We start from the raw sequence: 18,261 nt of genomic DNA, 5'->3' as shown, positions 1-18,261 counted from the left end.
GTCTACCTACGCATAAAAAATAGTTTTCCTCACGGCGTTTCCCCTTCCTCCGGGAGCAGAACCGTCTCGCGGTCCTCGACTGGCTCCGTCGCCAGCGCGCGGGTCAGCGGCCGATGCTCCGGTGTCGCCGGGAGCGCCGGATCCTGCAAGAACAACGTCGAGAGGTTGTCCTTCCCGCCCCGGTCGTTGGCCATCTCGACGAGCGTCTCGCTGGCCGCGGCCAGCGATTCGGCCGTCAGGACGCACTCTCTGATCTCCTCGTCCGTGACGACGGCGTCGAGGACGCGCTGGGCCGCCGCCTCCGAGCGGTCCGACTCGACGTACTCGTCGTACAGTTCCGGGGCGTCGGTCTGGGCGTCGATGAGGCCGTCGCTGGTGACCAGCAACACGTCCTCGGCGTACAGCGGGACGACGTTGCTGTCGACCGCGACCGTCGCAGCGTCCGGGTCCTGGTCGGCCCCGCCGCCAAGTGCGCGAGTGATCTCGTTGCCTCGGGGGTGGACGTGGGCCGCCACGTCGTCGATCTCGCCGCGATCGCGGAGCTCGGCCACGACGCCGTGGTCCTTGGTCAGCAGTTCGATCGTCTCGCGCGCCTCGTTGAGCAGGTACGCGCGGCTGTCGCCGACCCAGGCGTAGTAACACCGACCGCCGAAACAGAGCCCGGCGACGACGGTCGTGTACGCTCGGTTGCCGGTCTCGTTCGTGTATCGGATGATCTCGCGGTGAGCGGTCGTGATGGCCGCCTCCAGCGCGCTCTGGATCTCGGCCGGCGTCGGCGGGTCGGTCGCGACCGCATCGGGCAGGGTCACGTCGAAGGCGTCCGGGTTACTCCGGAGGGCCCGACTCGCCACGTCCTGCAGTTCGGTCGTGATCGTCGTCGTGGCGACGTAGGAGGCCACGTCGCCGGCCTCGTACCCGCCCGCACCGTCGGCCAGGACGAACGTCGCGACGCTGCGGTTCCGTGGCTCCGATCGACCCCCTGACTCCTCGCCGGTCTCGTCGCGTTCTGCCTCGGCGTCGGTGCCGTCTCGGGAGTCGTCCGTCTGGCCGTCGGCCGCGTCCGAGCGGTCACGGAGGCCGTCGCGGTGGCCCTGTTCGAGCACGTCGACCGCGAGACTGTCCTCGTTGATCCCGCTGGACCGCTTGCGTTCGCCGATGTCGTAGTTCGTCGCGTAAATCATGTCTGAGAGACGTTGAACTCGAATGTCGTCCCGTAGCTCGGGTGGACGAGCGCGATGAGGTCGCCGTCCCCGAGCGCGTGCTCGCTGGGCGGGTCCTCGCCGTTTCGATCGGTCGGATCGCCGCCACGCGCTTCCAGTAGCTCTTTGCCGCCGGGCTGGAGGAGTCGCTGCCAGCCGGTCTGGGTGTTGACGTAGGTCCCGTTGAGGCTGTGGTCCTCCAGTCGCCAGATCGCCTCGTCGTTGCTCGTATCGAAGCGAACGTGGATCGGAGAGACGTGCTCGTCGGCGTCGTCGAGCGTGATCGACGGCGTCGTCGCGCCGCCGTCCCGGCCGATCGTGTCGCCGGGGTGGACGGTGAACGACCGGTCTTCGCCCAGCGCCTCCAGGCTCGCCTGTGGCGGCGGACTGGGGTCTCTGGCCTCCAGCACGTACTTCATCGAGGTCGCGTTGGGGTAGCGATCCCGGTAGTCGGTCTGTGTCGCGCGGGCGATGATCTCCGCGAGGTACGTCGGGCAGTCGACGCCGAAGTCCCGAGGATCGACGCCGTCTTTCTTCGGGACGGTCCCTTTGAGCAAGAACAGGAGGATCTTCCCGATCGAGTACACGTCCGACCACGGGCCCTGCCCGTCCTCGGCGTCGCTGGCTTCGGCGATCTCTCGGGGCTTGTACGGCCCGAGAATCGTCGTTCCGGCGTCGTCGGCGTCGGTCCCGTCGAACCCAGTCGCCGTGTTGAAGTCGATCAAGATCGGGTGGTCCTGTCCGGCGAGCATGATGTTGTCGGGCTTGAGGTCCCGGTAGACGATGTCGTTCTCGTGGAGGAAGCTCATCGCGTCACAGAGCCCGATCCCGACCCGCCGGACCTCCGCGGGATCGAGCGGTCCGACGCGATCGATGGCGTCGTCCAGCTCGTAGCCGTCGACGAACTGGACGACCAGCACCGGGGTGTCGCCCTCGTCGGTGCGCTCGATCAGGTCCATCACGTTGTCGTTGCCCCCCGCCGCCCGGACGGTTTCGAGCGCGTCGGCCTCTTTCAGAAAGTACTGCTCGATCACGTCCCGGTCGTTGCTGGAGCCGGCGTAGTTTGGCACCTTCACCGCGACCGTGTCGCCGCTGTCCTCGTCGATCGCCTCGTAGGCGACCGCGAAGCCGCCGCTGCCGGCCTCGCCCTGAACGCGGTACCGGCCGGCGACGAGATCGCCCGCTTCGAACGTCGTCATCGAGTATCACCGCCGACGCGGGCCATCACTGGATGCCGTCGTCGCTGTCGACGATCTGGGTCGCCTGGCTCTGTTCGGCACGGCCGCCCTCTTTGACGATCTCGGTCTGGCGCTCGGCCTCCTGGACCGCCTCGGCGTCCTCGCCGTGGATCACGGTCATCTGCTCGACTTTCGTCTCCGCGGCCTCGACGTTGCCCTTGCCGAGCTCCGTCCGGATGACGGTCTGTTTGTGATCGATGTCGACGGACTCGTTGTGCTCGGCCAGCTCCTCCTGTTGGTCCGTGTACTCGACGGCGATCTGGTCGCTGGCGGTGTCGCCGCGGGCCGAGAGCTGTACGTCCGCGAGCACCTCCTGGCTGCCGGGCTCGCGGGGCGGCGCGTGGATCTTGAGGACGACCCGCTGGCTCTCCCGTTCGATCAGGTCGGGGAGCTTGATCCGGGTGGCGTTTGCCTCCCACTCGGGGGAGACTTCCTGGGCCTGCGGGAGCGCGCGATACACCTCGCTGACCTCGACGCCGGGGGCCACGTCGAGGTCGAGGTGGGCGTCCGGCGCGACGACGGAGCCGGCCTGCTCGACGGCCTCGCCGAAGAAGTCCTCGATGTCGCCGGGCGCTTCGAGGTGGGTCCACGTCCCGCGCCCGGCCGTCCCGAGCGTCCGGATCGTGGCCTCGTTGTAGTCGGTCCCGATCCCGGCCGACTGGATCCGGATCCCGGCGTCGTCGATGGCTTCGGCCAGCCCCTCGAACTCGTCGGGCGTGCGTTCGTTGTCCTTGCCGTCCGAGAGCAAGAGGAGTCGCTTGACCGTGTCGGGGCCGGTCGCGGAGGACGACAGCGTCTCCTTGGCGGCCTTGAGCCCGTTGTACATGTCGGTGCCGCCGCCGGCAGTCAGCTCCTCGACGTGGTCCATCGCGGTCTGGCGGTCGAGGTCGGCCCATCGCGTCGCGGGCAGGATCACGTCCGCGTCGGTGTCGAACGCGACGATGCTGACGTAGTCGTCGTCGGCGAGGAGTCCGAAGACCCACGCAGCGCCGTCGCGAGCGCGTTTGATGTTGTCACCCTCCATCGACCCGCTCGTGTCGATGCACAGCGCGATGTGTCGCCGCACGTCCCCCTCCTGTTCTCCCGGCTCGACGTCGATCTCGGCGGTCACGGTCGTGCCGTCGGCCGGTACGTTCGGCCGGTTGACGCTCGTCTCGATAGATGCCATGGGTGACAGTAGCTCGCGACTCGTATGTATAAATTGTGCCTGTCGGCCGACAAAACAATGACCAATCGCAGACCGTCGCGTCGGGAACCAGTCCGCGGACGATTGCGCCGAGGGGCGCGACGAGTGTGTCTCGTTGGCACGGCCGTACAACGTGGGCGACTGGCAAGGACTTTATCGCAAGGGCGGACGGCAGCCGCCACGGCGGTCGGTGGTGTTCCCGCTCGACACGCGCACCTGGTGGTGTTCAGATAAGCCGCTGGATCTGCTGAGTTGTAGACACCGAAAGCCCTCGGCACGCTCCGGGGTTCTGTGGCGGATATCCTCACACTGTTCGGATAGTGCCGCCGCAGAACCCCGGACCGCGCCTCGCCCTTTCATCCGCCAGGATTCGGCTGCCTCACAGTCTAAACCCTGGCGGATGAAAGGGCGAGTGCAGTTGCGGGAACCCCGATGATGCAAGCACGCGAAGCGCGCGCAGCGAATCGCGGGACCGCAACTGCACGAGGGCTTTCGGTGCTTCAGACTGCCTGCACCGATCTCTTATCTGAACACGACCGCGCACCTAGCGGTGAATTTTATGGTAAAGTAGCGAAAACTTCCGCACGGAGAGCGATATGTATGCACACACCACAGTCGAACGGCGAGGGCGGACCAGAGACCCGAGAGAGCACTGCGTCGGGAGCGTCTAACCCCGGAGAACACGCCGCCTGTGGGCTGGTGGCGCTCCTCGTCATGGGGGTGGCGACACTCTATCTGTATCCCACACTGGTGGTCGCCACGCGACCCCTGTTGCTGCTGTCCTCGACGGTGATCGTAGTCGCGCTCCTCTGGGTGTGGCTCTCCGTCTGGCTGAGCATCGAGATCGTCCTGGAGTGGCAGACCGCACGAGCGCGTACAGAGTGAGGGGCTGCGGTGGCCGTCGCCCCAACATCCCGAACCGCCGACAGCGCCGAAACCTCCAAATCCTCGGGCCGCCCAACACGACCGTGGCAGACATCACGACCCGCGTCGCCGAGACCGTCGCCGAGGCGGCCGGCAGCGACGGCTGGTGTTCGCGCGACCAGATCGTGGCGCTGATGACACAACGGGGTGTCGATCGGATGGAGATTCGACGGGCGCTCCAGCGCGGCGTCGACGAGCGCCGGCTCGAACGGGACGACGACCGGTACCGGCGACGCTGACGATGCCTGCGCCAGACGAGGACGGCCGAGAGCGACCCGGCGGCCGTCGACCCGACGACCTATCTCTCCGGTCGGGCGAGCGACGCATCGGCGGGCGACTGGTCGCTGCACTCGCGGAGGGGCTGGGGTTGACCCTCGTGGCCAACGGCTTCTACCTCCCGCTGTCGGGTCCCGACAGCACGTGGGGCCACCTCGCACTGGCCGCCTTCGGCGGGGTCGTCGTCCTCGCCGGCGTGATCGCCCACCGCGGCGACACCCCGTGGCTGGCGACACCGTTTCCGCTGGTCGGACTCGCCTTGCTCGCGACGACGCCGGGGTTCGGCGTCGGATCGCTGTCGGTGACGGCGTGGGCGAACCTCGCCGCGCTCGCGACCATCGGCACGCTCCCGCTCGTGTGGTTCCTCCGACAGCGAGCCACGGCGCGCCACCGGGACAGAAAGCGCCTCTGATCGACCGCCGGCCAGCCGACAGTCAACAGCCTTTTTTCCGCCTCGGTACAACGGAGGACATGACCGACACGGCCCTCCGACAACGACTGGACGCTGCCCTCGTCCTCCTCGCTGCAAACTTTCTCCTCCTGCTGGTGGTCGCGTTCGAGGTCCACCCGCCGGGTGCTGTCGGCGCGCTCGCCCTGACGCTGCTGGTCGCGTACGGACATTTGCGCGGATCGTGACAGCGCTCGCGAGAGGCGACGACGAAAGAAAACCGACCGTCTACATGTAGCCGAGGTCGCGCAGGCGCTCCATCAGGTCCTCTTTGTCCTGGGCGCGGCCCGCGCGCTCGGTCGTCGAGTCGAGGTCCTGCTGCCAGGCGGGTTCCTCGGCGGCCTTGTCCGTCGAGACTTCGGAGCCGAGCGAACGGAACCCGGCGAAGTACTTCGGCGAGACGGGGATGTCGTCCTGCTCGATGCCCTCGGGCAGGTCGTCGTCGGTTTCCGGAACGTAGCCTTCCTCGGGGAACCCTTCGACGGTGTCGGGGACGACGAAGTTCCAGAAGGCGTCCCAGACGGCGGCCTCGTCGAACTGGAGGATCGTCTGGATGCGGTCGTGTGGCGGGTAGATGTCCGGATCGTGGCGCGACGAGAAAAACGTCTCGTCGGCGCGGGACTCCTGTTCGTCCCAGCGGATGCCCGAGATGATGCCGTCGACGTCGTGCTCTTCGATGGCGTCGTTGAGCGCGACCGTCTTCAGCAGGTGGTTGCCGACGTAGGTGTCGAGCAGGAAGGGGAAGCTGTCTTCCTCGTACTCGAGGATCTCGCGGACGTGGTGCTGGTTGTGCTCCGAGAGGGCGTCGATCGGGATGTCGTCGCCCGGATCGAGCCCGTTCTCGTCGACGTAGTCGCCGATGTCGGTGTTGCGAGCCCAGATGACTTCGAGGTCCCACTCGTCGGCCCAGTGCTCGACGAACTCGATGAGCTCGTCGAAGTGCTGGTAGTGGTCGATGAAGACGACCGGCGGGACTTCGAGGTCGAAGCGGTCGGCGACCTCCTTGACGAAGTACAGCGTCAGCGTCGAGTCCTTGCCGCCGGTCCACATGACGACCGGGTTCTCGTACTGTTCGAGGCCTTCCTTGGTGACCTCGATGGCCTTCTCGATCTTGTGGTTGATCGACGGGTAGTCCTCCGGCGTCTCGCCCTCGCCGTCGGTGTAGTCGACGTCGAGGTAGTCTGGGAATGCTGCCATGAGTAATGAGATATAATTAGATGCGCTGTAAGTACTTTTTGGATATCCGACACGTATGTGGGATGTTCCCATACCGTGTGAGAATCGGCGCTGTCCCGATCGGCCGCTTTTCGAGCGCGCTCTTGGTCCTGCAGAGCGTCGTCGTTTCCGTCGAGCGACACAGCAGCAGACCGCAGAATCAGCTGATGAACTCGTTGTTCCGCCAGTCGACGCTCTCGTTTTCGGCGTCGTCGCGGGGTTCCTCGACGACGTTGATCGTCGCGGGCAGCTCCTCGCCGTCGACGATGCGGACGGCGTCGAGGCTCTCGTCGACGCAGACGATCGCCGTAAGGGTGCCTTTCTCGGCGTTTTTCGCGACTTCACAGAGGACCTGAAACATCGGATACTGCAGGGCCGTGTTCTGGAGGACCGTTTCGAGGTCGCCCTTGAAACAGGCGTACTCGACGAGCTCGGAGGGAATCTCTTCTTCCTCATCCTCGAAGGTCCCCCACTGTGGACTGCCACCACCGCTGTTGGGACCGGGACCGGGTCCGTCCATCTCTTCGGGATCTTCCTCGTAGACCCGATTCTCCGTGACGCTGGCCTTCAACTGGGCCGTCGGCGTGTACTTGCTGATCGTGTCGTCGGCCGAGACGGCGCTGATGATCAGCGTGTTGTTCCGCCGCGTGATCTCGACGTCGGCGATTTCGGGGGGAAGATCGGGTTCCTCGAAGAGGTCGTACGTGTCTTCGAGTGGCAGTTCGAGTGTCGAATGAAGTCTGTATACACGGCTGGTCATGATTGTGCAGGTGTGGCAGTCTCCGACGGCTGACCCCTGGCGCGGGTCTGCAACGATTCGATTCGACGTAGGAGCCACTCGCTTATATGATCTGTCCTTCTCGAAAGTGCGTGGTAACGTCTCTGAGACCGACAGAACGCCGACGAGGTGGGTTCGAGATTCAGTTCCGCGATTCTTTCCGAGACGGACCGGAGAATTAATGGACTCAGTCGTCGGCGGCCGCCTGCTCGTCGCCGGCCGCGTCGGCCGAACCCGCCGCCTCGATACTGGGCGGGTACTTCCCGCGGTCGAGTTTGAGGTCCGAAGCCGGCCGCGCCATACAGGTCAGCGCGTAGCCGTCCCGCTCTTCCTCGGTGAGTCCTCGTGCGGCGGGCTGGACGACGTCGCCGTCGACGATCTCCGCCGAACAGGCCAGACACATCCCCACGCGACAGGAGTACTCCTGTGCGATCCCCGCTTCGAGACACCGGCTCAGGATCGTCTCCTTCTCCGAGACCGTGATCTCCTCGCCGGTCCCCACGAACTCCACGGTGTACTCGGTCATGTCCCGGCGTTCGGAACCACTCGGCAAAACTCTTGTTATCGGACGAGTCGCCGCTGTCGGACAGTTGGCGTCCGGGCGAGGCTCTCGTATCTCAGGTGGCATCGACCGCGACCGAGCGTAGCGAGACCGTACACGTTGCGGCGCTGGATCCTGGCCGAGACCATGGCGAACCGACGGATACCGCGTCGTCGGGATAAAGAGTTTTCTCCCTCGGGAGATAGGTCCCGTCCATGACCACCCACGAGTACGACGTGGCCGTCGTCGGCGCGGGCACGTCGGGCTGTTACGCCGCGGCGACGCTCGCCCACGAGGGCTACGACGTCGTCATCGCCGAGCGCAAGGACGCCGAGGAGGCGGGCCACATCGCCTGTGGCGACGCGCTGAAGGGGGCCTCGAACTTCCCGACGGCGATCCCGAAGTCCCAGATCGAGGGCGCGTTCACGAACACCGGCGTCGACCACGGCCGGTTCGAGATCCCCGAAGAGGACACGGTCCTGGAGATCCCGGTCCCCGGCGAGCTGGTCGTCATCGATCGCTGGGAGTACGGCCGACTGCTCATCGAGGGTGCCGAGCAGGCCGGCGTCGAATTCCACTACGACACCGTCGTCCAGGACGTACGGCAGGACGACGACGGCCGCGTGACCGGGCTGGAGGCGACCCGGAAGGGCGACCACGCGAGCTACGAAGCAGAACTGGTCGTCGACGCCGCGGGGGCGCTGTCGATCATCCAGGAGAAGGCGACGCTCGACTCGGCGACCTTCGACACGAACGTCACCTACTCGCAGTTCTGTTCCGCGTATCGCGAAATCGTCGAGACCGAGGAGCCGGTGCCGTGGGACGACGCCCTCGTGTTCAAGCCCGCCAAGCGCGCGGCGGGATACGTCTGGTACTTCCCGCGGACCGACACCGAGATCAACGTCGGCCTGGGGTTCCAGATGACCGAAGACGAGCCGATGGAGTTAGTCGACGACCTCAAGCAGGACCTCCAGGGCCGTTCGGAGTTCGAGAACGCCGAGGTACAGGACAAGCTCGGCGCTGCGCTGCCGACTCGCCGGCCGTACGACTCGGCGGTCGCACCGGGCTTTATGGCCGTCGGCGACGCGGCCGGCCACGTCAATCCGACGACCGGCGGCGGCATCGCCGGGGCGGCCTACGCCGGCCAGTACGCGGGCGAGCAGGCCATCGAAGCCATGGAGGCCGGACGGGTCGACGAGGAGGCGGCGCTGTGGGAGTACAACGAGCGCGTGATGGACCACTTCGGGGCTCGCTACGCCGCCCTGGACGTGTACAACATCTTCACGACGGCCTACGACGTGGACGATCTGATGGGCCTGCTCGCCGCGATGCCGGCCAACAAGATCGCCGACGCGCTGTACTCGGGCTCGGCCGACATGGGGGTGGGACTGAAGCTCAAGACCGCGATCAAGAGCGTCGGCCACTGGGGCACGATCTACGACCTCTACAAGACCAAACAGCTCGCCGACCGACTCCTCGAACACTACGAGTCGTACCCGTCGAGTCCCTCGGGATTCGACCGCTGGCAGTCCGAGCGCGACGACCTGATGGACGAGATCTACGCCGTCACCGGTGCGGACCCGAAGTACTGACCGTTCATACGGAATACTGCGATGTACCGGTGATCGTCGCCACGGAGTAGACGATCGCCGGGACGCAACTACGAGAAACCGTATCATACGGACGGTTGTAGGCGTTTACCCAGTCGACCGCACGACTGCGTGCGGTCGATCTGGTAAAGACCTACAACTTTCCGTATCAGTCGTCTTCGTCTGCGATCTCGCGCACCGTCTCCGAGAGCCAGTCGACGCCGACCGCCAGCGACGGCTCGTCCACGTCGAACGTCGCGGTGTGGTGACCGCCGGGGTGGTCGGTGCCGACGCCGACGTAGGCCGCGGTGCCGCCGGTCTCCTGGACGCGCCGCATGAGCACCGTGGCGTCCTCGCTGCCGCCGAGTGGCGCGGTCCGGAGCCGCGAGTCGACGCCGGAGATCCCCTCGGCGACCTCGTAGCCAAGCGAGACGAGTTCCTCGTCGTTGGTCGCGCTCGGGGCCTCGCCAGTGCGCTCGACCGCGTACTCACAGCCGTGCATGCCGGCCGCGTGTTCGATCACGTCGTCCGCGCGCTCGCGCATGTACGTCATCAGTTCTGTCGTCTCTCCTCTGACCTCGCCCTCGATGCTCGCGTGTTCGGGGATGATGTTCGAGGCCGTCCCGCCCTCGACGACGCCCGCGTTGATCCGCGTCGGACCGTCTTCGTTGCGCGGGATGGCGTAGAGGTTCTGGACGGCCGCCGCCATCGCCTGTACGGCGTTCGTACCCTGTGCGGGGTGGCCACCCGCGTGGGCCGGCTCGCCCGTGAACTCGGCGTGGAACTGGCTGACCGCCAGGAAGTCCGTCACGCCAGCGACGACCTCGCCGGTCGGGTGGTCGAGCCCGATGTGTACCGCCAGCAGCGCGTCGATGTCGTCGAGGTGCCGGTGGCTGACGGCTTTGGCACCGCCGATGATCTCCTCTGCGGGCTGGAAGAGCACCTTCAGCGTCCCGGTGAAATCGCTGTCGGCGATCGCTTCGAAGACGCCGACGCCGATGGCAGCGTGGGCGTCGTGGCCGCAGGCGTGCATCGCACCGGTCTCCGAGCGGAAGCCCTCGGCGACGGGTTCGTGGTCGGGGTCGTCCGACTCCTCGCGGGGGAGTCCGTCGATGTCGACCCGCAGCCCGACCGTCGGCCCCTCGCCGCGCTCCAGGACGGCCAGGAGCCCGGTCTGTCCGTCTTCGAGGTGTTCGACGGTGTCGCGGTCCGCGCCGGCATCGAGGGCGCGCTCGCGCCACTCGGCCAGCGTCGCCTCCTCGGGAACGCTGAGACGGTCGTCGGCGTCGAGAAAGTCGGGCCCGACGATCAGCTCGTCTGCGGCGGGTTCCAGCTCCTCGACGAGACGGGCCGTCGTGTAGAACTCCCGCCAGGCGGGCTCTGGGTGTCGGTGGAGGTCGCGTCGCAACGTCCTGAGTCGCTCGTACTGCGAGTCGTCCATACTGACCGGGAACGGTCCCAGCGTCTTACTGGTGTCGGAGCCCCCCAGAGATGCCGGCGCTCACAGCGATCGGCGGCCCTACACGAACCGGAACGTTTCGAGGTTCTTCGGGGAGAACGTCCGGAGGTTGTGGTCGTGGTACAGGGCAGACGAGAGGTCCTGTGTCGCGGACTCGTCGCCGTGGACACAGAGGATCTTCTCGGGGCTGGGGTTCATCGTCCGGACGAAGTTCTCCACTCCCTGTCGGTCGGCGTGGCCCGAGAAGCCGTCGACGCTCTCGACGCGCATGTCGAGCGACACGGTCTCGCCGCCGTCGCCGATCGGGAGGTCGTCCCAGCCGTTCCGGATGCGACGGCCGAGCGTGCCACTGGCCTGGTAGCCGAGCATCGCGAGCGTCGAGTCAGCGTCGCCCGCGAGGTGTTCGATCCACGAGTGGACCGGCCCGCCGGTGACCATCCCGTCGGGTGCGAGGACGATCCCGGGCTCGTCGTCGGCCAGCGCGGCCCGGTCGGCGTCGCCGTCGACGGGCTCGAAGGCGTCCGCGAGGAAGGGGTTGTCCGCCTCGTCGAAGATGCGGTCGCGCAGGTCCTCGCGCAGGAACTCGGGGTAGGTGGTGTGGACCGCCGCCGCCTCCCAGATCATCCCGTCGAGGTAGATCGGCATCTCGGGGATGTCGCCGGCCCGCATCGCCGCTTCGAGGACGAGCATGAGCTCCTGGGAGCGGCCGACCGCTGGCGACGGGACGACGACCGTCCCGTCCCGATCGTGGGTCTTCCGGACGAGTTCGAGGAGCTTGCGCTCGGCGTCCTCTCGGTCGGTCTGGTAGTCGTTGCGACCGCCGTAGGTCGACTCCAGGACGAGCGTCTCCACGCGGGGGAACTCGTTGGTCGCGCCCTCGAACAGCCGCGTGTCGTCGTAGTGGATGTCTCCGGAGAAGGCGACGTTGTAGAGCCCGTCGCCGATGTGGAAGTGCGTGACGGCCGACCCGAGCGCGTGGCCGGCGTCGTGCAGCGTCAGCTTGATGTCGGGTGCGATGTCGGTCACGTCGCCGTACTCAAGCGTGATGGTGTGCTTGATGGCGTCTCGAACGCGCTCGGAGTCGTAGGGCGGGGCGTGGCCCTCTCCCGTCGTCGCGTCGAGCGCGTCGAGGGTCAACAGGCCGAGCAGGTCGCGGGTCGGCTCGGTACAGTAGATCGGGCCGTCGTAGCCGTACTCGAAGAGCAGCGGGACGAGCCCGGAGTGATCGAGGTGCGCGTGGGTCAGCACGACCGCGTCGATACCGTTCGCGCCGGCTCCGAACGCTTCCGGGATCTCCAGATACGGCTGTTGGGAGGAGCCGGGCACGTCGCCACAGTCGATCAGGACGCGCGACTCGGGCGTCGAGAGGATGAAGGCGTTGCGGCCGACCTCCCGACAGCCCCCGAGCATCGTGATCCGGACGTACTCGTCGTCGGACATCGGCTCGCGGTGGATCTGCCGGCCCACGCGTTCGAGCACGTCTCGGCGCTCGTCACGTTCCTGCTGGAGGAGGTTCCGGACGTTCTGGACCGTCGCCGACTCGATCGGCGGGGTCCGGACGACCTCGGGGGTCCAGCCGACCCGCTGGGTGATCTTCCGGAGGGTCTCGCCGCTCTGGCCGATGACGACGCCCGGCTTCGTCGCCTTGATCAGGACCTCGCCGGTGTCGGCGTGGAAGTCCAGCTCCGAGATCTCGGCTTCGTCGGGCACGGCCTTCCTGATCGCCTCCTCTGCACGGGACGGCGGCGTCAGCACGTCCGGGTCGGGCCGGACGGAGATTCGCTTCCGAAGCTCGCTGGCCAGTCGGCGCACCAGATCACCGTTGCGCGCGAACTGCTTTGGATCGCGGGTGTAGATGACCAGTTCGGGCCCCTCGTAGGTCACGTCGGAGATCGTGATCTCGCGAGGAACGACTTCGTCGATCGTTTCACGCACCGTTTCGAGTTGCTTGTCTACCGTACTCATAGCTCAGAGAGTGCCCCCGGCGTCGTGGGCGGTCGGCGTACGCCGGGACGGACGCTGTGTAGTAACATAGTTCACGTAATCGGCGACCGTCGAACGCTGCAGGCCGGAACCGACGGCCGGAAAACCGATCCTACCTCAGCGTATTCCCCACAGGTAATAAAAGCCTTCGCAATAGGCAGTCCGGAGAGTCCACACGACGGCGAGACACAAGTGCGGGGCGCGTGTGAGAGCGAACGATGCACGTGACACCCGAGACTGTCAGACGCGAACGCGACTGGGTCCGAGCGCGTGCGGACGTGATCGTCCCGCTGCTCAACGAGACGAGAGCGCACCTCGGCGATGCGTTCGAGGTCTCCGTCGAACCCGTCGACGAGGCGGCGTATCTGGCCGCCGTCGACGAACTGTTCGCCGACGGCGACCGCGCGGTCAACGTCGCCGCGCTGATCGGCCTGCTGCGTGATCTCGACGTGACAGACGACTATCCCGGCTTCGTCGTCGACGAACTGCTGGGTCGCGAACTGGCCGCGATGATCGCCGGAGACCAGCCCTTGCGACTGCTCGCAGAGGCCACTTTCCACTACGCGGACGTGACGACACACGGCACCGCAGACGATCCCGCGGGTGCCGACGACCTCGACGCCGCGCTGGCCGCTGGCTTCCAGACGCGACTCCCCGGGTGGCCGTGGCGAGAGACGGACAGCCCCTTCGCGGTCGGGGATTCGTGAGAGCCGTTGGCCATACTCTTTTGAAACACGGCTTCGTGGGGGCGATTATGGATACGATCGGGGTCATCTGTGAGCCGGACGACGCCGTCTTCGGACGGGCGGCCGAGCGGCTCGCCGCCAGGGGGTTCGACGTGGAGTTCCTGCCGCCCGGAGAGCCGATCCGACCCGAGGACATCGACGCGCTCGACGCGCTCGCGAACAGAACCATCTGTCGGCGGGCCTTCGACGCCCTCTCGTATGCGGACCGCAACGGCGTCGAGACCCTGAACGGCTTCTTTCCGACGACGGCGCTGTCCTGTCGGCTCGTCGTCCTCAACGCGCTGGAACGGATCGGGTACCGCGTGCCCGCGATCGCCTTCCAGAAGCCCGACGCCGACTACGTCGGGAAGAACCGCTTTCGGTGGGACGAGCCGGCGGGGGTCGACGCCGATCCGGAGTTCTACCAGCAGGCGGTCGGGACCGAGCCGTCGATCGAACGCTACTACGCGCTCGACGACGGGATCGAGACGCACTTGCAGGCGCTGACGATCAGGACGAAGCTGACCGAACGGCGGCCGGTGCTCGAAGAGACGAGCGTCCGCGTCCAGCTGGCGACGCGCATCCGCGAGCTGCTCGACCGGTTCGACGCGCGCGCTATCGGGGTCGACTTCGTCGTCGACGAGCACGACGAGTGTTACGCCGTCGACATCAGCCCGGTACCGAGCTTCGACGGGGCCGGGATGGAACGACGGCTCGCGGACTCGCTGGCGTCGCTGACGACGATCGGTGCGTAGCTCCGGGAACCGACGGCGACACGGGCGGTGGCGGCGACCGGGGAAACACAGCGCGTTTATCCCCCCGGTGTCAGAGTGTTCGGTATGAGCGACGAGCAGGACCTCGGGATCACGGAGAGCAAGGAACACAGTCCCGGCGAGTGGTACGCGGAGGTCGTCCAGAAGGCCGGTCTCGCGGACTACGCGCCGATGGGCGGATTCATCGTCACGCGCCCGCGAGGGTACGCCATCTGGGAGCAGATCCAGACTCACCTCGACGGGTGGTTCAAGGACACCGGCGTCCAGAACGCCTACTTCCCGATGTTCATCCCCGAGAGCTATCTCGAACGGGAGAAAGACGTGGTCGAGGGGTTCGACCCCGAGGTCGCGTGGGTCACCCACGGCGGCCACGAGGAACTCGAAGAACGACTCGCCGTGCGCCCGACGAGCGAGTCCATCATCGCGCCCTTCCTCGCCCAGTGGACGCGCTCGCACCGCGATCTGCCGCTGCGGATCAACCAGTGGTGTTCGGTCGTCCGGTGGGAGGCCACCGAGACGAAGCCGTTCTTCCGCACCAAGGAGTTCCTCTGGCAGGAGGGCCACACCGCCCACCGCGACGAGGACGACGCCTGGGAGGAGACGATGACGCGGCTCGACCAGTACGAGAAGCTGTACGAGGACGTGCTGGCGATGCCGCCGCTGAAGGGCCGCAAGCCCGAACACGACAAGTTCCCCGGCGCACACACCACGACGACGGTCGAGACGCTGATGCCCGACGGCAAGTCGGTCCAGGCCGCGACCTCCCACTACCTCGGGACGAGCTTCGCCGAGGCCTTCGACATCACCTACGTCGACGAGGACGAGGACGAGGAGACCGCTCACACCACGTCGTGGGGCCTCTCGTGGCGCGCGATGGGCGCGCTCATCATGACCCACTCCGACGATCAGGGGCTGGTGCTCCCGCCGACGCTCGCGCCCAAGCAGGTCGTCGTCGTGCCGATCTGGCAGGAAGACACCAAAGACGAGGTGCTTGAGTACGCCGCCGACGTGGCCGCCGAACTCGACGAGGCGGGCGTTCGCGTCCACTTCGACGACCGCGACCACCGCAACCCCGGCTTCAAGTACAACGACTGGGAGCTCAAGGGCGTGCCGCTGCGCGTCGAGATCGGCCCCAACGAGGTCGAAGACGAGGAACTCACGCTGTCGCATCGCCCCGACGGCGAGTCGATCACCGAGAGCCGCGACGATCTCGAAACCACCGTTCGAGACCACCTCGACGAGGTCTTCGCGAAGCTGTACGCCGACGCCGAGGAGACGCTGGAAGGCGAGATCCGCGAGGCCGAATCGCGCGAGGAGATTCTCGGTACGATCGGCCAGCACGGCGGCTACGTCAAGTGTGGCTGGTGTGGCGACGAGGACTGCGAAGAGCCCATCAAAGAGGCCATCGCCGCGGAGATCGTGATGGTCCCCCTCGACCGCGACGAGGAACCGATCCACGAGGAGTGTGCCATCTGCGGTGAGGACGCCAAGGAGACGGCGTACTTCGCGAAGTCGTACTAGCATACCGCGCCGAAGGCGCGGTTTCACCGAGTGCGAGCGGAGCGAGTACTCGGCTTTTTCATCGACGTTTTTCGAGGAGTGGTGCCCGCAGTGAGCGAAGCGAGCGGGGACACCCGACGCTGAAAAAGGTCGGAGTGCGTGATCTGCGGTGAGGACGCCGAGGAGACCGCTCGCTCTGTCGGGAGCAGTTGCCGGACTCGGCTGCAGGCGTCCGCCACCAATATTTATGTCGAATTAGCTCGTGAGAAACGGTAGCTGACCGGCCTCCGGGGTGGTGAGGGGCCGATCGGACACAGGGGACTATGGGACACAGCAACAGCACGCACAGGGGTGTGGCTCTCGTCGTCCTGGCACTGGTGGTCGCAGCCGCGGTGCCGGGCGTCGTCGGGGGCCAGACCGCGAGTATCGACGAGTGTCGGACGATCGAACAGAGCGGAACCTACGAGCTGTCGGGCGCGATCGAGGCGACCGACGTGGATCGCTGTCTGGAAATCCGGAGCGACGACGTCGTCGTTGAGGGCAACGGCCACACGCTGGCCAGCGGTGACCGGGACGAGGGGACGGTCGGAATCCACGTCGGCGGGAGCGAGAACGTCCAGATTCAGAACGTCGTCGTCACGGGATGGGACACCGGCCTCCATGCCGCGGCCGCGGACGGCGCGACGATCAGCGGCGTCACCGCCGTCGAGAACACGGACGGGATCGAGATCGTCGGCAGCGACGGCGTGACTCTCAACGGTCCGACCGCCCGGGCGAACACACAGCGGGGACTCTCACTCGGGCGCGGAACGACGAACACCGTCGTCCGCGGCGGAGTCGCGGCCGACAACGGGGCGGACCTCGCCGTCGCGGGCGGCGACGGAAACCGAGTCCGCTCGCTCTCGCTGGGCGAGTCGACGGCCCCGGAGACGAGAGTCTCCGCGACGCCGATCAGGAACGCCTCGATCCGGAGCGTCGAGTCGATCCCGGACTCTCCGGACGGACAGCAGTCGGCCGGTCGGGCCGCCGCGATCACGGCGCTTGGCAGCGACACCGAGCTCTCGCTGACGCTCCACTACGAGGACGGTGACGTAGACGACGAGTCGGCGCTGTCGATCTGGAGCTACGGGGCCGAGCGCTGGGCGACCGTCGGCGGTAGCGTGGACGCGGAGCAAAACGGGGTCAGCGCGTCGATCGATCGGTCGGCGTTCCCGACGGCGACGACGCGATTCGCCGCGCTGGCCGGCGACGGGAGCTCGGCACGACAGACGGCGACGGAGACGCCAACGGCGACGCCGACCAGCACGCCAGTGTCGACCGAGGCGACGGACGCGCCGACGGACGGTACCGAAGCCGCGACCCCGACGCCGGCGGACGGCGGTGAGGACACGACGCCGAGCGACGAGCGCGAGTCGACCGACACGGCGAAGCCGACCCGAGAGGGCGACGAGTCGACTGCCGGCGATGGGACGGCCGTGAACGCGAGCGCCGACGGCGCGGCCGACACCGAGAGCACGGGCGGCGAACGGACCGGCACGACGACGAGCGAGGGGGGCGCTGGCGAGAGCGGCGGCGTGTTGCTCTACCTGCTGGCGATCCCGCTCCTCGGACTCGTCGTCGGCGGAGTCGTCACAGGTGGGCTCCTCGTTCGGCGATCCGATCGAGTCGGCGAGTGGCTGGCCGGTGGAAAGAAAGACGACGAGAGCGACGCGGACGAGGACGACGATCCGAAAGCGGAGACCGAAGATCAGAGGACCGGCGACGCCGTCCGTGGGGTTCGAGATCTGACCAACTGTGGGGACTGCGGGGAGATCGTCGGGACGAACGAGCGGTTCTGTAGCCAGTGTGGTGCGAGACTCGACGAGAACCCCGACGACGACCCCGAGAAACCGGTCCCGACGGCGCTGACGCTGTCGGTCGGCGGCCGCGAGATCGCGGTCAGGGACGGAACGACCGTCGACGAGCAACTCCGCTCGCTGTTGCGCGACGGCGGGAAGTCCGAACAGACCAAGTGGATCGACGACGGGCATCTCGTGTTCCAGCGAACGGACGACGGATTCGTCCTCACGACCCGTGGCGACAACCTGACCAGAGTGAACGGCGAGCGAGTGCCCCCCGGCGAGACGGCGCACATTGCACCCGGCGACGAGATCGAAGTGTCGGGACTGCTCGCGCTCTCGGTCAGACAGTAGCACGCCGCCCGCTACTGTTCCGAGGGCGGTGTTCAGATAAGAGAGAGTAGGGTCATTCAGGCACGGAAAGGGCGAGCGGCGTCCGCGGCGCTTGCGCCGCGGGCTCGGAAGAGCGTGCTCTCCCGGAACAAGCACGCGAACGGAGTGAGCGCGCGCAGCGAGCCCCGGAGCGGTCGAGCGACGCGAGGGCTTTCGGTGTCTGCAACTCAGCCAGCGCGGTCGCTTCTCTGAACAC

At 66.9% G+C, this 18,261-nt stretch carries 17 protein-coding genes; 9 read left to right on the top strand and 8 right to left on the bottom strand.

Features of this window, described 5'->3' with window-relative positions; translation table 11 throughout:
* Window positions 1-29 precede the first annotated feature (29 nt).
* Genes HALKA_RS0110260 through HALKA_RS0110250 form a run of 3 tightly spaced genes read right to left on the bottom strand, consistent with a single transcriptional unit; the run spans window position 30 to window position 3,605 of the window.
* Window positions 30-1,181 carry a PP2C family protein-serine/threonine phosphatase gene (locus HALKA_RS0110260; protein ID WP_018257902.1) on the bottom strand — a complete coding sequence of 384 codons (1,152 nt, stop codon included), beginning with the start codon at window positions 1,179-1,181 and terminating at the stop codon, window positions 30-32.
* Entirely contained in the window at window positions 1,178-2,398 is a 1,221-nt protein-coding gene (locus HALKA_RS0110255; RefSeq protein ID WP_018257901.1) for an FHA domain-containing serine/threonine-protein kinase, read from the bottom strand. Before HALKA_RS0110255 ends, HALKA_RS0110260 begins: the two co-directional genes overlap by 4 nt.
* A 25-nt stretch (window positions 2,399-2,423) precedes the next feature.
* The gene (locus HALKA_RS0110250; protein ID WP_018257900.1) at window positions 2,424-3,605 is read right to left on the bottom strand and encodes a vWA domain-containing protein; all 1,182 of its coding nucleotides are present in this window, start codon (window positions 3,603-3,605) and stop codon (window positions 2,424-2,426) included.
* A gap of 618 nt (window positions 3,606-4,223) precedes the next feature.
* Between HALKA_RS0110250 and HALKA_RS0110245 the strand changes: the two genes are divergently transcribed.
* From HALKA_RS0110245 to HALKA_RS21395, 4 genes are all read left to right on the top strand, one after another.
* Window positions 4,224-4,508, top strand: coding sequence for a hypothetical protein (locus HALKA_RS0110245; RefSeq protein WP_015764067.1), 285 nt, complete (start codon window positions 4,224-4,226; stop codon window positions 4,506-4,508).
* Window positions 4,509-4,591: 83 nt separating this feature from the next.
* Window positions 4,592-4,786, top strand: coding sequence for a hypothetical protein (locus HALKA_RS0110240; RefSeq protein ID WP_018257899.1), 195 nt, complete (start codon window positions 4,592-4,594; stop codon window positions 4,784-4,786).
* A 2-nt stretch (window positions 4,787-4,788) separates the two neighbouring features.
* A complete protein-coding gene (locus tag HALKA_RS0110235) occupies window positions 4,789-5,235 on the top strand; it encodes a hypothetical protein (protein ID WP_018257898.1) in 447 nt (148 codons plus the stop codon).
* 59 nt (window positions 5,236-5,294) lie between these two features.
* Window positions 5,295-5,459, top strand: coding sequence for a hypothetical protein (locus tag HALKA_RS21395; protein WP_018257897.1), 165 nt, complete (start codon window positions 5,295-5,297; stop codon window positions 5,457-5,459).
* A gap of 40 nt (window positions 5,460-5,499) precedes the next feature.
* Here HALKA_RS21395 and HALKA_RS0110225 read toward each other — a convergent pair whose 3' ends face one another.
* The 3 genes from HALKA_RS0110225 to HALKA_RS0110215 all read right to left on the bottom strand — a co-directional run bounded on the left by HALKA_RS0110225 (window position 5,500) and on the right by HALKA_RS0110215 (window position 7,790).
* Window positions 5,500-6,468 carry a phosphoadenosine phosphosulfate reductase family protein gene (locus HALKA_RS0110225; protein WP_018257896.1) on the bottom strand — a complete coding sequence of 323 codons (969 nt, stop codon included), beginning with the start codon at window positions 6,466-6,468 and terminating at the stop codon, window positions 5,500-5,502.
* Window positions 6,469-6,646: 178 nt separating this feature from the next.
* Window positions 6,647-7,246, bottom strand: a complete 600-nt coding sequence (locus tag HALKA_RS0110220; RefSeq protein ID WP_018257895.1) for a DUF7110 family protein — start codon at window positions 7,244-7,246, stop codon at window positions 6,647-6,649.
* 205 nt (window positions 7,247-7,451) lie between these two features.
* Entirely contained in the window at window positions 7,452-7,790 is a 339-nt protein-coding gene (locus HALKA_RS0110215; RefSeq protein ID WP_018257894.1) for a 2Fe-2S iron-sulfur cluster-binding protein, read from the bottom strand.
* Window positions 7,791-8,020: 230 nt separating this feature from the next.
* Here HALKA_RS0110215 and HALKA_RS0110210 point away from each other — a divergent pair, with 230 nt between their 5' ends.
* A complete protein-coding gene (locus tag HALKA_RS0110210) occupies window positions 8,021-9,397 on the top strand; it encodes a geranylgeranyl reductase family protein (protein ID WP_018257893.1) in 1,377 nt (458 codons plus the stop codon).
* Window positions 9,398-9,563: 166 nt separating this feature from the next.
* Here the strand turns inward: HALKA_RS0110210 and HALKA_RS0110205 are convergent, their stop codons facing one another.
* Window positions 9,564-10,835 carry an amidohydrolase gene (locus HALKA_RS0110205; protein WP_018257892.1) on the bottom strand — a complete coding sequence of 424 codons (1,272 nt, stop codon included), beginning with the start codon at window positions 10,833-10,835 and terminating at the stop codon, window positions 9,564-9,566.
* 78 nt (window positions 10,836-10,913) lie between these two features.
* Window positions 10,914-12,818, bottom strand: a complete 1,905-nt coding sequence (locus HALKA_RS0110200) for a beta-CASP ribonuclease aCPSF1 (protein WP_026190263.1) — start codon at window positions 12,816-12,818, stop codon at window positions 10,914-10,916.
* A 236-nt stretch (window positions 12,819-13,054) separates the two neighbouring features.
* On the opposite strand from HALKA_RS0110200, the gene HALKA_RS0110195 reads away from it, so the two are divergent.
* The 4 genes from HALKA_RS0110195 (at window position 13,055) to HALKA_RS0110180 (ending at window position 18,026) form a co-directional block, all read left to right on the top strand.
* The gene (locus HALKA_RS0110195) at window positions 13,055-13,543 is read left to right on the top strand and encodes a DUF7984 family protein (protein ID WP_018257890.1); all 489 of its coding nucleotides are present in this window, start codon (window positions 13,055-13,057) and stop codon (window positions 13,541-13,543) included.
* Window positions 13,544-13,590: 47 nt separating this feature from the next.
* The gene (locus HALKA_RS0110190) at window positions 13,591-14,316 is read left to right on the top strand and encodes a hypothetical protein (protein WP_018257889.1); all 726 of its coding nucleotides are present in this window, start codon (window positions 13,591-13,593) and stop codon (window positions 14,314-14,316) included.
* Window positions 14,317-14,400: 84 nt separating this feature from the next.
* Window positions 14,401-15,855: a proline--tRNA ligase gene (gene proS / locus HALKA_RS0110185; protein WP_018257888.1), complete on the top strand. Its 1,455-nt coding sequence runs from the start codon at window positions 14,401-14,403 to the stop codon at window positions 15,853-15,855.
* Window positions 15,856-16,157: 302 nt separating this feature from the next.
* Entirely contained in the window at window positions 16,158-18,026 is a 1,869-nt protein-coding gene (locus tag HALKA_RS0110180) for a NosD domain-containing protein (protein WP_044956530.1), read from the top strand.
* Window positions 18,027-18,261 lie beyond the last annotated feature (235 nt).

Origin of the sequence: Halomicrobium katesii DSM 19301, assembly GCF_000379085.1 — an archaeon.
GTDB lineage: Archaea > Halobacteriota > Halobacteria > Halobacteriales > Haloarculaceae > Halomicrobium > Halomicrobium katesii.
This window is presented reverse-complemented; position numbering and strand designations above follow the sequence as displayed.

Coding starts and splice junctions, on each gene's coding strand:
- HALKA_RS0110260 (WP_018257902.1), bottom strand. CDS start 1,181: ATGATTTACGCGACGAACTACGACATCGGCGAACGCAAGCGGTCCAGC.
- HALKA_RS0110255 (WP_018257901.1), bottom strand. CDS start 2,398: ATGACGACGTTCGAAGCGGGCGATCTCGTCGCCGGCCGGTACCGCGTT.
- HALKA_RS0110250 (WP_018257900.1), bottom strand. CDS start 3,605: ATGGCATCTATCGAGACGAGCGTCAACCGGCCGAACGTACCGGCCGAC.
- HALKA_RS0110245 (WP_015764067.1), top strand. CDS start 4,224: ATGCACACACCACAGTCGAACGGCGAGGGCGGACCAGAGACCCGAGAG.
- HALKA_RS0110235 (WP_018257898.1), top strand. CDS start 4,789: ATGCCTGCGCCAGACGAGGACGGCCGAGAGCGACCCGGCGGCCGTCGA.
- HALKA_RS21395 (WP_018257897.1), top strand. CDS start 5,295: ATGACCGACACGGCCCTCCGACAACGACTGGACGCTGCCCTCGTCCTC.
- HALKA_RS0110225 (WP_018257896.1), bottom strand. CDS start 6,468: ATGGCAGCATTCCCAGACTACCTCGACGTCGACTACACCGACGGCGAG.
- HALKA_RS0110220 (WP_018257895.1), bottom strand. CDS start 7,246: ATGACCAGCCGTGTATACAGACTTCATTCGACACTCGAACTGCCACTC.
- HALKA_RS0110215 (WP_018257894.1), bottom strand. CDS start 7,790: ATGACCGAGTACACCGTGGAGTTCGTGGGGACCGGCGAGGAGATCACG.
- HALKA_RS0110210 (WP_018257893.1), top strand. CDS start 8,021: ATGACCACCCACGAGTACGACGTGGCCGTCGTCGGCGCGGGCACGTCG.
- HALKA_RS0110205 (WP_018257892.1), bottom strand. CDS start 10,835: ATGGACGACTCGCAGTACGAGCGACTCAGGACGTTGCGACGCGACCTC.
- HALKA_RS0110200 (WP_026190263.1), bottom strand. CDS start 12,818: ATGAGTACGGTAGACAAGCAACTCGAAACGGTGCGTGAAACGATCGAC.
- HALKA_RS0110195 (WP_018257890.1), top strand. CDS start 13,055: ATGCACGTGACACCCGAGACTGTCAGACGCGAACGCGACTGGGTCCGA.
- HALKA_RS0110190 (WP_018257889.1), top strand. CDS start 13,591: ATGGATACGATCGGGGTCATCTGTGAGCCGGACGACGCCGTCTTCGGA.
- proS (WP_018257888.1), top strand. CDS start 14,401: ATGAGCGACGAGCAGGACCTCGGGATCACGGAGAGCAAGGAACACAGT.
- HALKA_RS0110180 (WP_044956530.1), top strand. CDS start 16,158: ATGGGACACAGCAACAGCACGCACAGGGGTGTGGCTCTCGTCGTCCTG.